The organism is Helicobacter winghamensis ATCC BAA-430 (assembly GCF_028751035.1).
Lineage (GTDB): Bacteria > Campylobacterota > Campylobacteria > Campylobacterales > Helicobacteraceae > Helicobacter_D > Helicobacter_D winghamensis.
Window position 1 is genome coordinate 804,701 of the sequence record NZ_CP063533.1, and the last position, 14,713, is coordinate 819,413.

Here is a 14,713-nt window from a genome sequence, read left to right on the forward strand (position 1 = left end):
TTCTGCCTTTTATTGCTCTAAAATTTTATATAAAATTCCATCAAAATCTTGTGTATAAGGAGAATTAAAGGTTGCTATAGGAATAGAATAACTTTGAGTGAAATTTTGTGTGTGGGTATGATAAACTGCTTGCGCATTTAATCTTAAATGATAACTTGGGGCAAAGTTAAAACTTGGAATCCGAAAATCTTCTGTCGCATCGTTTGCGTAATCGCTAAAATAAAAACGCAATTCTTTTAGGTTTGGATTTGGCATTTTTTCAAAAAGAATCTTAAAACGATTTATAAAGGTTTCAGCAAAGTTAGAGGGAATTATATTGGAATCTTTTGCGTTTATATAAGCAATTTTTGGATAGGGAAAGTTATTATTTGCTAGAGGTTTAGAACAGCTAGTAAGAATAAAAGGCGCAAAAATTAAAAGAAAAAATGTTAAGATTATGCTTAGTGTTACACTTCTTTGCATTATACCTCTTTAATTTTATAATTTTAAAATTCTAGCAAAATTATTAGAGCAAATAGATTAAGGATTGAAATTGGATAGAATTTTTGTTGCAAAAAAACCGCTTTTTATTACTTCAAATGGCTACTTAAGCAAGCTAAAACGCCAATACAATGTCAAAAAAGCTGGCTTTAGTGGAATCTTAGATCCCTTTGCTTGCGGTGCTTTAGTTGTTGCATTTGGGCAATATACAAAACTTTTTAGCTTTTTGGAAAAATCTCCAAAAGTTTATAAGGCAACATTGTGGCTAGGCTTACAGAGTGATTCTCTAGATTTAGAAAATGTGCGTGGAGTGCAAGAAACTAAGCCTTTAGAGCAAGCAAGGGTTAAGGAAGCCTTGCAAGAGTTTTTAGGGGAGGTGCGTTTTACTCCACCACATTTTAGTGCTAAAAAAATTCAGGGCAAAAAGGCATATCAACTTGCTAGAAGTGGGGATTTAGAAACATTAAAAGAAGGCTTAAAAGAACAGGTTATGGAAGTTTTTAAGTTAGAGTTTTTAAACTATTCCCACCCCTTTGTTAGCTTTAAAGCAAGTGTGAGTGAGGGGGCTTATATCCGCTCACTTGGTGCATTAATTGCTCAAAAATTAGGTTGTATTGGCGGGCTAAGTTATTTAGAGAGAATAAGCGAGGGAAGATTACATTTTGATAATGAAAAGGCGTTAGATCCGCTAGAGATTTTGCCTTTTGAAAAAATTGATTTGCGTGGAGATTTAAAAATAAAAGAGATAATTGTAAATGGTAAAAAATTTAATCCAAAACTTCTTAAAATTTCTGAAAATACAAAATATATAGTGCAATTTGAGGATTTTTTTTCTATAATTTCAAGCAAAAATGAAAATGTGCAATATTTAGCAAATAGGATTCCTTTATGTTGATATTATCCCGAAAAGAAAATGAAAGCATTACCATTGGTGATTCTATAAAAATTAAAGTCATTGGTATTGATAAAGGCAGTGTAAAGCTGGGCTTTGAAGCACCGCCAGAGATGTTAATTTTACGCGAAGAGCTAAAAATTGCTATCCAAGAAGAAAACAAAAAATCCTTACAACATAGCAAGACTGCACTTAATCAACTCTCTTTAATTAAAAAGAAAGTGTAATGCCTTTTAACACTTCATTAAATACTTGCTCTGTGGTAGCTAAAGCGTATGCAAAAGTAAATTTGTTTTTAAAAATCGTTGGCAAAACACAGATAAATAACACTTTCTATCACCTTTTGCAATCGCGCTTTATGCGTGTTTCTACGCTTTTTGATACCTTAGGATTTAATTTTAATGCAAAGAGTTTTGAAATTTTAGGAAACTTTGATTGTAGCTTAGAGCAAAATACGATTTATAAAGCATTTCAAGAACTTTTGCCTTATCTTAATGCTGCACAAAAAGAATGCTTAAATCACACACAAATTATTGTAGAAAAACAGATTCCAAGTGGTGGTGGATTGGGTGGTGGAAGCTCCAATGCAGCGTGTTTTTTGCAAGTTATAAATAAAGAATTTGATTTAAGATTAAGCAAGCAAGAGTTAAGGGAAATTGGTGCTAGCATAGGGAGTGATGTTCCGTTTTTTCTAAGTGGCTTAGAATTGGCAAATGTAGAGGGCAGGGGAGAGATTATAAGCCCTTATGAGTTGGAATCTAAATTTGAAGTGGAGATTATTAATCCTAATTTGCATTGTAGCACAAAAGAAGTGTTTCGAAGATACGCAAAAGAGTTTTATAGCGCAAATGCAATTTCACAAATTAAAGCAGAGTCTTGGCTTACAAAAAGCAATGCAGAGATTTTAAACAATGACGCCTTTAGCAATAATGACTTGCTTAAGCCACTTTTGAGAATGTATCCAAAGTTGGAATCGTATTTACAAAAGGATGTGTTTTTAAGCGGTAGTGGAAGTTGCTTTTGGACTTGTAAAAACAAGAGCTCAGGGGAAGCGTGATGAAAATTATTGCAACAAACAAAAAGGCAACCTTTGATTTTTTCATTTTAGATAAATTTGAAGCAGGCATTGCATTACAAGGTAGCGAAGTTAAGGCAATCCGTGCAGGTAAAGTGAATTTAAAAGACAGCTTTGTAAAAATTGTTAATGGTGAAGCCTTTTTGTTTCAAGCGCATATTGCAACACTTGCTACAACCAATTTGCATTATAAACCTGATGAAAAGCGACCGCGCAAGCTTTTACTACACAAAAAAGAGATCGATAAACTCTTTGGAAAAAGTCAAGTTGCAGGAATGAGCATTGTTGCATTAAAACTTTATTTTAACGCGCGCAATAAGGCAAAGCTTGAAATTGCGCTTGCTAAGGGGAAAAATCTCCACGATAAACGCGAAAGCTTAAAAGAAAAAATCCAAAAACGCGAAATCGCACAAAGTTTAAAAGAAATGCAAAAATTAAGATAAGGAATGAAATGCCACTAAAAGAAATGGTTGAATATGGGGTCATTGGAGTTTTACTAGCAATGAGTGTAATTGCGCTTTGGGCTGGGATTGAAAGAATATTGTTTTATCGTCAAATTAAGCTTGAGCAATACACAAACAAAACAGAACTTGAAATTGATTTGTCTAAAAATCTAACACTCATTGCTACTATTGGCTCTAATGCACCTTATGTTGGGCTTTTAGGCACAGTGTTTGGGATAATCCTAACCTTTGTGCAATTAGGGCAATCTGGAATGGTAGATACCGCCAGTATTATGACAGGGCTTGCGTTAGCCTTGCAAGCCACAGCTGGGGGATTATTAGTTGCGATTCCTAGCATTGTTTTTTATAATCTTTTAATGCGAAAAAGCGAAGTGCTAGTTGCGCAATGGGAAGTTTTAGGAGAAAAGGGCTTGCTAAAAGAAGGCGGAAAATGAAGCATTTTAGGAGAATGGATACAATAAATATTGTGCCTTTTATTGATATTATGCTAGTTTTGTTAGTGATTGTGCTAACAAGTGCAACCTTTATTGCGCAAGGCAAAATTCCTATTGCAATTCCACAAGCGCAAGGCTCACAAGAGATTCCAAAGCATAAAAAAAGTATTGAGATTACCATTGATGAGCAAGGGCATTATTATTATGATGGTAAGGGAATGGAGCTAGATGGCATTGAAATGGCATTAACTAAGCTTCCAAAAGATACTCCAATTCTTTTGCGTGGAGATCAAAAGAGTTATTTTGAACAATTTGTAAAACTAGTTGGAATTTTAAATCAAACAGGGCATAGCAATGTTGATGTGGAAGTGCAACGCAAATAAGGAGAGAGTTTGTTAAGAGAAAGTTATGATTTAGGCACGCTAATTTCAGCAGTGATTACCTTTATGATTGTTGTGCTTGCGATTCGTTTTGCGCTATATTTTGCAAACCGCAAAGGCTCACAAATCCAAAAACCAGATTGGTTAGATGATGAGAGATTTGAAGTCAAAAAGAAAAAAAATAAGAGATAAGGAAAGTTATGGAAACTTTGCTAATTAATGGGATTTTTACGCTATTTATGCTAGCCCTTGCATTTTGGGATTATAAGAGTTATGGCAAGCAAAAGCATAGAGATTTTAAATCTATTATTATGAGTGCTGGAGTTTTAGGGACATTTGTTGGAATCTTTGTAGGCTTGCAAGATTTTGATGTTAGCAATGTTGAAAACTCCGTGCCATCGCTCTTAGCGGGCTTGCAAACGGCGTTTTATACCTCTATTTTAGGTATGGCTTTAGCAATTTTGCTTTCAATCTTACAAAAAAGCAAGGCAGTTAAGAGTGATTTTGAAAATATGCTAGATTACTTTTCTCTGCAAGCAGGCAAGTTAGATAGTTTAGAGAAACTAGAAGCATTAAATGAGATTAAAAACACATTAAAAGGGATTGCTGAACAAAATAAAGAAAAATTAGAATCGCAAAATACCTATCAAACAGCACAGCTTGCAAACCTAAAAACACTAGAAAATTCTTTTAACACTACAAATACAACCCTAAAAGAAGCAATGCACCACTTAGCCAAAGGGGCTAGCAAGGAACTAATTGCTGCTTTACAAGAAGTGATTAAGGACTTTAATTTACGCATTACCGATCAATTTGGGGATAATTTTAAGGAGCTAAACAACGCCGTTACACAAATGATTGCGTGGCAAAATAGTTATAAAGATTCTATTGCAGGATTAGATAATAGCCTAAAAAGCACCCTTAAACTTTTTGATTCTACTAAGGAATCTTTAGAACTTGTTGCAAGTCGGAATAGTGAAGTGCTAGAAGTGTATAGCGCCTTAGCAAAGAGCATTGAAGCTTCACGCATTGAAAATGAAAAATTAGCGGTGCTTTTAAGCGGATTTGAAAATATGCACGCAAAGGCGGAGTTAGCACTTAAAGGCGTTGAAGAATTAAGTAAAAATTTAGATTCCACACACGAAAAATCCCTAAATTACACTAAAGAATCTCTCCAAGAAGTGCAAGGATTCCTAACACAAAGCACGCAAGAATATCAACAACGCGCACAAGATTCACTAGAAAATAACCTTAAAGCACTTCAAGAAGATGCAAAGCAACAAAAAGAATCCCTATTGGCGCTCCAAGAGGCGTTTAATGCCTTTAATAGTGCGTATTTGACACAAAACAAAGAGCAACTTACAAATCTCTTAGACGCACTAAAAGAAGAGTTAAGCACATTTGTGGAATCCTTTGTGGAAAGTGATTCTAAGCTAAAGCATAAAAATTTAGAGATGATTTCACATATCCAAAACAGCATACAAGAACGACTAAATGGAGTGCAAGAAAGCTTTAAAGAGAGTTTAGGAGTGCTAGAGAACGCACAAAAGGAATCCTTGCTTTTAATTGAAGAGCAAGCTAAACGCAGTGATGATGTGCTTATGCGTCATACACAAGAAATGGGAAGCGTGGTTGAAAAAGCAAGCCACCACTTGCAAGAATTAAGCGATAAAACACAGCAAAATTTAAGCAAAAATGCCGACACATTAGAGCAACATATCACAAATGCGGTGCTAAACTTTGATTCATTACTTGGAAAAACAACAAAAAGCTTAGAAGAAAACTTTGAAGATTCTAAAAATACCTTAATGGAATTAAGCAAAGAGATAGAATCGCAAATGGTTGTAACTACAAAATCGCTCAATTCCTTGCTTAATGATACCGCACAATCCCTAAGCACAAGCACGCACAACATTGAAAATTCACTCACACAAACAAGCGAAACTCTAACAGAATGCTTTAAGCAAACAACAGATTCTATTGCGCAAAACTTAGAATCCACTACAAATAATATGGGGCAGAGTGTAGCAAACTTGCTAGAGCAAAGCCAAACTTATAGCCAAAATCTCAATACGCTTTTAAAAAATAGTGTGAAAACCTTTGCAAACAGCTTAGAGCAATTACAAAAAGATTCCACACAATACACGCAAGAGATTCAAGGACAAATGCGCGCAAACTTCGCAGAATCCTATAAAAACGCACTAGAATCTTTAAGTGCATATCTAAAAAACACTACAAACACTTATCAAAATAAACTCCAAGAGTTATCAAAACTTGGTATAGAAAATCATCAAACTATTAGCCAAAATTTGCATACACAGCTTAATACAATTATAAAAGATTTTGAAAATAATACTAAAAATGTAATCCAAAGCAATGCAACTCTAGCAGAAAATTTACTCAAATTATCCACAAAATCACTAGATACGCATTCACAAAAAATCATACAAAATTACAGCAATTTAGATAATAACATCAAAACAACGCTACAAGAAATGGCAAAAAATTATCTAACAATGCTAGAACTTCTTACAAAACAAAGCCTTGAAACACCTAAAAATGCGAGTGTAGAGCTGCTTAACGCCTTTAACCACTTGCAAAAAAATCTAGGCGAAGCTCTAACACAAACTTATCTTTCATTAGAGAGCAATCGTAAAGAAATTGACGCGATTTTAAAAATCACGCAAACAAATATCACCACTTCCCTAAGTCAAACCACAGAGCTTAATAACACTCTGTGTAAATCTCTAGGGGAATTAGATAGCGCATTATCTAATATTACTTTAGGATTCCGCCAAGATTATGAGTGGTTTTTGCGTAGAATCCGCGAGCTAATGGGGGCTAGGGGATAATGGAGAGCAAAGGGAGCGAGTGGATTAGTATCTCTGATATGATGGCAGGGGTGATGATGATTTTCTTGCTAATTGCTGTATCTTATATGGTAGTAATTAGCAAAACGCAAAAGCAACTAGCCTTGCAAAATGCGGAGCTAAAAGAGCTAAATCGGCAAATGAGCGATATTGCAAAAACGCACGAAGATTTAAAAATCACCCTGCATAAAGATTTGCTTGCAGAATTCTCCAAAAATTTGGAATCTTGGAATGCTGAGATTGACGCAGACAACACGGTGCGTTTTAGAGAGCCTGAAATTTTGTTTGACTCTGGAAAAAAGGAAGTAAAAACAAGATTCCAAGAAATTTTAGATGATTTTTTTCCGCGTTATATTAAGATTTTAACGCAAGAAAAATACAAAAACGACATTGAAGAAATTAGAATTGAAGGGCACACTTCCACAGAATGGCAAAATGCAAAAACACTAGAATCGCGTTATTTGGGTAATGCCGAACTCTCACAAGCAAGGGCTTTAGAAGTGTTAAAGTATTGCTTTTCTAATCCAGTAATAAAGGCAGATAAACAATGGCTTATTAAGGTTTTGCGTGCAAATGGATTATCCTTTGCCAAGCCTTTAGAAACAGCGGAATTATCACGCCGTGTAGAGTTTAAAGCTCTCACAAAAAGCAACCAAAAAATTATGGATATTTTAGACATTAATAAAGAAAAAGACGCAGCACAAGCAAAACTTAAAAGCAATTCTAATCAAACACAATAAAGGAATATTATGTTAGAAAAATTAGTTTTTACAAAGCAAAATCCTAGCGTTTTTGGCGGGACAATGATTATTGCAGGAACTGCCATTGGTGCTGGAATGCTAGCGTTGCCTACAATTAGTGCTGGTATGTGGCTTTGGTATTCTTTGGGCTTAATGGCTTTAACTTGGCTTTTAATGCTTTTAAGCGCGCAAGCGCTTTTGGAAGTAAATTTATATTATGCGCCCGGTTCTAGCTTTCATACGCTTGTTAAAGATAATCTTGGAAAATTTTGGAATCTTGTTAATGGCTTAAGTGTAGCGTTTGTGCTGTATATTTTGATTTATGCTTATGTAAGTGGCGGTGGTTCAATGGTAATGCACACTTCAATGGCAGTTTTTGGCTATGAGCCACCTAAAGCATTAGCAGGATTGTTTTTTGGAATCTTATTAAGTGGTTGTGTGTGGTGGAGCACCTATCTTGTAGATAGGCTTTCTGTTGTGCTAATTGGTGGAATGGTTTTAACCTTTATCTTTGCAATGAGTGGAATGCTTGGTGAAGTGAAGCTTGCAAATTTGCTAAATGTTAATAGCGATGATAGCCCTTATGAGATTTTTATTTTTGTGGCTCTCTCTACTTATTTAACTTCTTTTTGTTTTCACGCAAGCGTGCCTAGCCTTGTAAAATACTTTGGCAAAGAACCAAAGCGTATCAATAAATGCTTGGTATATGGGACGCTTATCACGCTTTTTGCGTATTTAGTATGGATTGTTGCGTGTGATGGCAATATTGCGCGTGCAGATTTTAAAGAAGTGATTGCACAAGGTGGAAATGTTAGCCACCTAATTGCCGCTGCAAGCTCAAATTTAAATGGAGCATTTCTGTTAAGAATGCTAGAAGCCTTTGCTTTTCTAGCAGTTGTTACTTCATTTTTAGGGGCTGGGCTTGGGTTGTTTGATTATATCGCGGATTTATGTGGTTTTGATGATAGCAGACTTGGACGCACAAAAACACTTCTAGTTTCTTTTGCGCCACCAATTTTGCTTGAAATGCTTTTTCCTAATGGTTTTTTAGTTGCAATTGGTTGGGCTGGGCTTGCTGCTACAATTTGGTCTGTGATTATCCCTGCTTTATTACTTAAGGCAAACAGAAAACGCCTTGAAAAACTTCCGCAAGAACAAAGCGCATTTCGTGTAAAAGGCGGAGATTTCACTATTTATATACTTCTTGTTTTTGGCTGTGTGGTAGGAGTTTGCCATATTTTATATGTGTTAAATTATTTGCCAATGTATCAATAAAATGAAAGAATTATTGCGCGTTTTTAATTATATTCAAAAGTATCACGAAGATAATTTTGATATTTTATATCTTGTTTTAGAGTTTTTATTTTTTATCAAAGACAAAGAACAGGGCAGTGCACTATTAATGCAAAAAGACAAAGAAAAAGCATTAGAAAATTTTAAGAGTCATTTGCAAGAAATTGGCTTGGAGTATTTCGGATTCCATAGTGATTTAAATTACAAAAAAGTTTTAAAATCCCTGCAGGGCTTTGATATAAAAGCGCAAACTTTGTGGGAGTTTATCCAAGCAATCACAATGCAAAAAACAATCCTTAAACTTTATGAATACGCAACACCAGCAGAGATAAACGCTTTAGTCTATGGAATTTTAGATATAAAAAGTGGAGAAAGTGTTTATAATCCCTGCTGTGGGCTTGGCTCTTGGTTGCTGCATTTAAAGCTACACACCAAAGATTGCGCATTTTATGGCGCAGATATTAATCCTAAATCAATCCGTATTGCTAAGGCTCTTGCGCTATTATTGGAGTTTAAAACCTGCTCTTTAAGCATTAAAGATATTTTTAGTGAGCCTTTTAAAACAGAATCTAAATTTGATAAAGTCTTTTGCCATCCACCATTACTAAGCCATTTAAGCCTTAAAGCACCTAGAGAATCAAAACTTGCCCCTTACAATAAAACCGCATTAGAAATCCCTTTTATAGATTATTCCTTAATGCGTTTTAGTAAAAAAGCAGTTTTTATTGTGCGCACTTCACTTTTAAGCAAGGGAGCAGGAGAGCGATTGTGTAAATATTTATTAAAAAATGGATTATTAGAATCTGTTATTGAATTGCCTGATAATATTTTTCCTTATAAAACAGAATCTTATTCTATTTTAGTAATTTCAAATACAAATAAACGCTGTTTATTTATCAACGCGCGGGATTTTTATATAAAAGAGGGCAAATACCATAAGCTAATTAATCTTGAAGAAATCCTAGATTTATATTTTTCTAAGCAAAACACAAAATATTCTAATTTTGTAGAATATGCAAAAATCAAGGGTATAAATTTGTGTTTATTCGAGAGTCAAAACTCTACACAAATCCCATTAGGAAGCCTTTTAGACTGCATTTATAGGGGTGCTCGTATCGTTTCTAAAAACGATAGTGATTTAATCTCTTGTTATGATTTTGGGATTAAAGATTTTAATCCTTATGGCTTTAGCGATAATTTTTGCGATTCCACACTAAAGGCAAATAGCAAGCAACTTGAAGTGTTAAAAATTAAGCCTTATGATATTTTGCTTTCAATGCGTGGTGTAACCCCAAAAGTTGCAATTATTAGCAAAGAAGCAGAGAATAAAATCATTCTTGCAAATGCTGGAATCTTAGTGCTTCGTTTTAAAGATTATAAAGTTGCAAAGGCATTGTATTTTTATTTTTTAAGCAAAGCAGGGCAGGAGCTTCTTAAGTCTTTTTATCTAAAACACAATGAACGCGTGGGTGAAAAAGAGATAAAAGCATTAGCATTACCACAAGATTTTTTAGATTCCTTAGAGAGCTATAATGCAGACTTTGAAAAGTTATGCGAATATGGAGAAATAGTAGCAAAATACACAAGTGCGATAAAAAAAACTTTAGGCTTTTAAAGCTAAAAATTTTTTAGATTCCATTTTCAAACATTCTTAAAAGCCCAAATTTTCTAAGAAACTTCAGAAAAAATAAATTAAAAATGTTTTATTGAATTGTATTGTTTAAAAGAATATAATAAATCATTTTTATTTTTACAAATATAAGGAGAAATAAATGCAAAACAATGTTCAATTAACCCAGCGGGGGGGGGGGGCAAATCCTAGTTATCAGCCACTAAAACGACTTACTTCTTCAATCTTTTATGGTTCATTAGTTTTAACAACCTTACTTACAAATGTCAATGCAGATGATATTACTATAACTCAACCTCAAAATAATAATGTCTCTATTCAAAGTGGTCAAAACAAAGACAATATTATTGTTGAAAGTGGTGGTTCTATTATTGTAAATAATCAAAGCGTCGTAGCCATAGAGAATAAAGGAACGATTAATCAATCAATTCATATAAAAGATGGTGCTACTTTAACAGGTGGAACTAATACTACTGGTAATAGTTTTTATGTTTCTATTCATAATAATAGTGGGACAATAGGCGATATAAAAATTGATAAAGGTGCAATTTTAAATGGTGGAATTATGAATTATGCACGATTGATGGGCGGTCGATCGACTGTGAAAGGCGATATTGAAGTCGCAGGAACAATCAACGGAACTAATATTGGTATTCAAAATAGTTTTGGGACGATTGAGGGGAATGTTCTTGTTAAAGAAACTGGTAAATTAACCGGAAATATTTGGAATCAAGATAGAATCCAAGGTAAAGTAGAGGTTAATGGATATCTCGATGGAAGCATTGTCAATAGAAACAATAATTCTCAATCTTATATTGGAGAAAATATTATAGTAGGAAGTGGTGGTAATGTAACAAAGGATATTAGAAATGAAGGAACTATTGAAAAAGGTATTATAATAGAAAAAGGTGGAGTAGTAGCGGGCAGTATTAATAATACTGGTAAAATTAACCAAAATGGCATCTCCATCAATGGCGGTAGCGTAGGTGGCGACATTAAAAACAGCGGAACCAATGCAAAAACAGGAAACATTACTATTAACAATGGTGGAAGTGTTGGTGGTTCTATCATCAATGAAAATGGTGCAAATTATGAAGCTACAAATACAATTACACTAGATAAAGGCTCTAGCCTAGGTGGTATTCAAAACAAAGGAGCAAACTCAACTTTTAGTGCCAATCTTGATTTAAAAGGCAATGTTGGAACAATCTCTAATGAAGGAACATTTAATAGTGATTTAAATCTTAATAACATTAGTGTTAATACAATTAACAATTCTAAAGATTTCAATGGAGATTTAAATCTTAGTAATGGTGCGAGTGTTCAAGCCATTAACAACAATGGCGGAACAATCTCTAAAGATATTAGTATAAACTCTAATGCTAAGGTTGGAACAATCTCTAATGCTGTTGGTGCAATCATTGCAAAAAACATTTCTGTAAATAATGCTACACTAACAAGCATTGATAACAAAGGAACAATTCAAGAAGCTATTAAATTAGAAAACAATGGAACAATAGGCGATATTACTAATAGTGGAACAATCACAAATGGTATCACTGCAAGTAATGGAACAATCAATAAGATTACTAATAGTGGAACAATCTCTAAAGAAATTAATATAAGCTCTAATGCTAAGGTTGGAGCAATCTCTAACTCTGGAACAATTCAAGAAGCTATTAGACTAAATAGTGGAATCCTAACTGCTCTAAGCAATGCTAAAAATGCAACCATTAAAGAAGTAAGTATTACTAATAATTCTAAAGTAGGTAATATTACTAATGAAGGCACAATCACAAATGGTATCACAATTGATAAAGCAAGCTTAGAAGGTAATATTACAAATTCTGGAAATCTTTCTAAAATAGATGTTAATAATGGTGGAAACATCACAGGTAATATTACTTATAGCAATAACGCTAAAGGAAATCTTACTATTAAAGATGGTGGTAAAGTAGCAGGAGCTTTTATTAATGAAAAAAATTCAACCTTTAATGACGCAATCAAAGTAGAAAACAATGCAAGTTTAGGCGGAGTTGTTAATAAAGGAACATTTTCAGGTAGTCTTACAGTAGATAAAGGTGGAGAAGTAGGATATATTTCTTATGAAGAGGGTTCTACCTTTAATGGAACACTAGATATAAAAGGGGAAGTAGGTGGAATCTCTAATAAAGGAAACTTTAATGGAACTATTAAAGTAGATTCTATTCTAAAAGCTTTAAGTAATGAAGGAACTATTAAAGAAGTAGAACTTGCCAATACTGCTAAACTTGATGCTCTAATTAATGAAGGAACTATTAATGATAAACTCACAAACAAAGGAGAGCTTGCACAATTAGCAAACTCTGGGACATTAGAAAATGGATTTGAAAGTGAGAGTAAAAAGATACCACTTTAATAAACTCTGGAAACATTAAAAATGGTATTACTAATAATGGAACTGGAAAACTAACTCTAGCTAATAGTGGAACTATCACTAATGGTATTACTAACAACACTAATGCAAATCTCACTTTAGTTAATCAAAAGAACATTACAGGAGATATTACTAACAATACCAATGCAAATCTTACCTTAGATAACCACAAAGACATCACAGGAAGTATCACTAACTCTGGGGAATTAACTCTAACTAATACTGGAGATATTTCTAAGGGAGTTACTAATAATGCTAATAGTAATTTAACTCTAACTAACTCTGGAACAATTACTGAAAATATCACTAACTCTGGTGAATTAACTCTTACTAATACTGGAAATATTTCTCAAGGTATTACTAATAGTGGAACTATGACTCTTGCTAATAACCTTGATAATGGTATAACAAGAGCAGTAAGTAATCTTGCAAATGGAATCATTGGTAAAAACAATAATGGTGTGCAATTAGAAAACAATGGAGTAAATGCTAAACTCTCTATTAAAGATTGGTATTTTAAAGCACCTGAATTTACAACTAATGATGAAAGAAAAGATGGCTCTTTACTTGTAGGTGGAGATAATATTGCTGGAATCTCTTTAGAGAAAGTCTATATTAACACTGAAGATTTAGATATAGATAAAATCTATGATTCTAATACTTTCTTTGCAGATAAAGATGGAAATGCAGTAGGAGAGCAAATTAATACTAATCAAGGAATTGATGCTAATAATATCCATTCTATCTCTGGAATTTATACCTTTGAGAGTGCAAACAATAATGGGGGATATAGAGCAAAAATTAATCGTGCAGAATTAAGTGGTAAAACCTTAGCACAATCTGTTGTGTATTCTTCAAGACTTAGAAATATGAGCGTTTCAAATCTTTTAAGAGCTACCACCACACAGAACTTTGCAACAAACTTTAATGCCATAGAAGATATGGAACTCTCTAAAGAAGGAGAAGCACCAACAGATGCAGATGTTTTATCAGAGTTTGAAAAACTCTATATTAACCATAATAACTTAGAATCTAAAAACCATTCCTTTGTAATTCCTTATTATCAATACTTTAGTGCAGATATGGAAGGGGGCAGTGGAAAACTAAAATCTAATTCTGCAGGAATGCTAATAGGAACACAAAGACTACTTCCAAATGATTATGGAATCTTAGGTGTTTATGGCGGATTTGAAAGTGCAGATCAAGATGTTTCTAACCAAAGATTAGAGTTTGATAATAAATCTTACTTTGGGGGATTATCTTATTATGATATTTTTATAGAAAAGGTTTAACACAATATTTTGTGAGTCTTACAACAAATCTTGATTACACTAATGCAGATGTTAGCAAAACTTATACAGATGGTGTTACAAAAGTAGATTCTACTGCAAAGATTTATGGATATGGAGTAAATGCAAGAGTTGGATTAAGCCATTATATGTTGCATAACTATTTAAGAGTAACTCCAGAGATAGGATTTAATTATTTAGGAATGCATTCTAAAGACTTTACATTACAACACTTAGGTGGAACAAATGAACATTATAAGGCACAATATTTTAACTTTATAGATACAGTTGCTTCTATAAAAATAGAATCCCCTTATAGTAATCGTTTAAGAACATCTTTTAGTGTAGGTGGTTTATACAATGTTTATAAAGATGCAGAAGGAAGATTAAAGCTAGATAGAAATATCCTTACAAGTGAAATTGATGTTGCAAGATGGTATGCATTTGTGCAAATGGGATTATCTTATGATTTCTTAGAAAATGCTAATCTCTCATTAAACTATAATGGAATCTCTACACTCTCAAGCAAAGCAAACTCTCATAGTGTGTTTGTGAAGTTTGCTTGGTGGTGGTAGGGGAGTTGGAATCTAATTAGAATCTAAAATGTATTTACATTTTAGATTCCACTAGCTCCATTTTCAATTTATTTATCTACTACTTACTTATCATTTTACCTTATATTTACCAACACTTATCATTTACCCATTTTGCTTAAAAACTATTTTAAAACTATATAATAAAATTTAAAGA

General features: G+C 33.4%; 15 protein-coding genes. 14 read left to right on the forward strand and 1 reads right to left on the reverse strand.

The window, feature by feature from the left end:
- Positions 1-9: 9 nt before the first annotated feature.
- Complete coding sequence (locus tag IP358_RS04120; protein WP_006803102.1) at positions 10-462, reverse strand: hypothetical protein; 453 nt, start codon at positions 460-462, stop codon at positions 10-12.
- Between the two features lie 64 nt (positions 463-526).
- On the opposite strand from IP358_RS04120, the gene truB reads away from it, so the two are divergent.
- The 14 genes from truB to IP358_RS04190 all read left to right on the forward strand — a co-directional run bounded on the left by truB (position 527) and on the right by IP358_RS04190 (position 14,538).
- Positions 527-1,375, forward strand: coding sequence for a pseudouridine synthase family protein (truB, locus tag IP358_RS04125; RefSeq protein WP_006803101.1), 849 nt, complete (start codon positions 527-529; stop codon positions 1,373-1,375).
- Positions 1,369-1,599, forward strand: coding sequence for a carbon storage regulator CsrA (csrA, locus tag IP358_RS04130; RefSeq protein ID WP_006803100.1), 231 nt, complete (start codon positions 1,369-1,371; stop codon positions 1,597-1,599). Before truB ends, csrA begins: the two co-directional genes overlap by 7 nt.
- Positions 1,599-2,429: a 4-(cytidine 5'-diphospho)-2-C-methyl-D-erythritol kinase gene (locus IP358_RS04135; protein ID WP_050754834.1), complete on the forward strand. Its 831-nt coding sequence runs from the start codon at positions 1,599-1,601 to the stop codon at positions 2,427-2,429. The genes csrA and IP358_RS04135 overlap by 1 nt, the downstream gene beginning before the upstream one ends.
- Positions 2,429-2,890 (forward strand): SsrA-binding protein SmpB, encoded by a 462-nt coding sequence (gene smpB, locus IP358_RS04140; RefSeq protein WP_006803098.1) that lies wholly within the window; start codon positions 2,429-2,431, stop codon positions 2,888-2,890. The genes IP358_RS04135 and smpB overlap by 1 nt, the downstream gene beginning before the upstream one ends.
- An 8-nt stretch (positions 2,891-2,898) precedes the next feature.
- A complete protein-coding gene (gene exbB, locus IP358_RS04145) occupies positions 2,899-3,345 on the forward strand; it encodes a TonB-system energizer ExbB (protein ID WP_006803097.1) in 447 nt (148 codons plus the stop codon).
- The gene (gene exbD, locus IP358_RS04150; protein WP_006803096.1) at positions 3,342-3,728 is read left to right on the forward strand and encodes a TonB system transport protein ExbD; all 387 of its coding nucleotides are present in this window, start codon (positions 3,342-3,344) and stop codon (positions 3,726-3,728) included. Before exbB ends, exbD begins: the two co-directional genes overlap by 4 nt.
- A gap of 9 nt (positions 3,729-3,737) precedes the next feature.
- The gene (locus IP358_RS04155; RefSeq protein WP_006803095.1) at positions 3,738-3,917 is read left to right on the forward strand and encodes a hypothetical protein; all 180 of its coding nucleotides are present in this window, start codon (positions 3,738-3,740) and stop codon (positions 3,915-3,917) included.
- 8 nt (positions 3,918-3,925) lie between these two features.
- Entirely contained in the window at positions 3,926-6,577 is a 2,652-nt protein-coding gene (locus tag IP358_RS04160) for a rhoptry family protein (protein ID WP_006803094.1), read from the forward strand.
- Entirely contained in the window at positions 6,577-7,335 is a 759-nt protein-coding gene (locus IP358_RS04165; RefSeq protein WP_006803093.1) for an OmpA family protein, read from the forward strand. The genes IP358_RS04160 and IP358_RS04165 overlap by 1 nt, the downstream gene beginning before the upstream one ends.
- A gap of 9 nt (positions 7,336-7,344) precedes the next feature.
- Positions 7,345-8,610: an aromatic amino acid transporter gene (locus tag IP358_RS04170; RefSeq protein WP_006803092.1), complete on the forward strand. Its 1,266-nt coding sequence runs from the start codon at positions 7,345-7,347 to the stop codon at positions 8,608-8,610.
- A gap of 1 nt (position 8,611) precedes the next feature.
- Positions 8,612-10,243, forward strand: coding sequence for an N-6 DNA methylase (locus IP358_RS04175; protein ID WP_006803091.1), 1,632 nt, complete (start codon positions 8,612-8,614; stop codon positions 10,241-10,243).
- Positions 10,244-10,400: 157 nt separating this feature from the next.
- On the forward strand, positions 10,401-12,656 hold the full coding sequence (locus IP358_RS04180) for a beta strand repeat-containing protein (RefSeq protein ID WP_370525631.1): 2,256 nt from the start codon (positions 10,401-10,403) through the stop codon (positions 12,654-12,656).
- A 392-nt stretch (positions 12,657-13,048) separates the two neighbouring features.
- Positions 13,049-13,966 carry a hypothetical protein gene (locus IP358_RS04185; protein ID WP_370525632.1) on the forward strand — a complete coding sequence of 306 codons (918 nt, stop codon included), beginning with the start codon at positions 13,049-13,051 and terminating at the stop codon, positions 13,964-13,966.
- Positions 13,967-13,977: 11 nt separating this feature from the next.
- Entirely contained in the window at positions 13,978-14,538 is a 561-nt protein-coding gene (locus IP358_RS04190; RefSeq protein WP_370521172.1) for an autotransporter outer membrane beta-barrel domain-containing protein, read from the forward strand.
- The last annotated feature ends 175 nt before the right edge of the window (positions 14,539-14,713 follow it).

Bases quoted from the DNA above. Each gene is read 5' to 3' on its own strand.
- IP358_RS04120 (WP_006803102.1), bottom strand. From the start codon at position 462: ATGCAAAGAAGTGTAACACTAAGCATAATCTTAACATTTTTTCTTTTA.
- csrA (WP_006803100.1), top strand. From the start codon at position 1,369: ATGTTGATATTATCCCGAAAAGAAAATGAAAGCATTACCATTGGTGAT.
- IP358_RS04135 (WP_050754834.1), top strand. From the start codon at position 1,599: ATGCCTTTTAACACTTCATTAAATACTTGCTCTGTGGTAGCTAAAGCG.
- smpB (WP_006803098.1), top strand. From the start codon at position 2,429: ATGAAAATTATTGCAACAAACAAAAAGGCAACCTTTGATTTTTTCATT.
- exbB (WP_006803097.1), top strand. From the start codon at position 2,899: ATGCCACTAAAAGAAATGGTTGAATATGGGGTCATTGGAGTTTTACTA.
- exbD (WP_006803096.1), top strand. From the start codon at position 3,342: ATGAAGCATTTTAGGAGAATGGATACAATAAATATTGTGCCTTTTATT.
- IP358_RS04160 (WP_006803094.1), top strand. From the start codon at position 3,926: ATGGAAACTTTGCTAATTAATGGGATTTTTACGCTATTTATGCTAGCC.
- IP358_RS04165 (WP_006803093.1), top strand. From the start codon at position 6,577: ATGGAGAGCAAAGGGAGCGAGTGGATTAGTATCTCTGATATGATGGCA.
- IP358_RS04170 (WP_006803092.1), top strand. From the start codon at position 7,345: ATGTTAGAAAAATTAGTTTTTACAAAGCAAAATCCTAGCGTTTTTGGC.
- IP358_RS04175 (WP_006803091.1), top strand. From the start codon at position 8,612: ATGAAAGAATTATTGCGCGTTTTTAATTATATTCAAAAGTATCACGAA.
- IP358_RS04180 (WP_370525631.1), top strand. From the start codon at position 10,401: ATGCAAAACAATGTTCAATTAACCCAGCGGGGGGGGGGGGCAAATCCT.
- IP358_RS04185 (WP_370525632.1), top strand. From the start codon at position 13,049: ATGACTCTTGCTAATAACCTTGATAATGGTATAACAAGAGCAGTAAGT.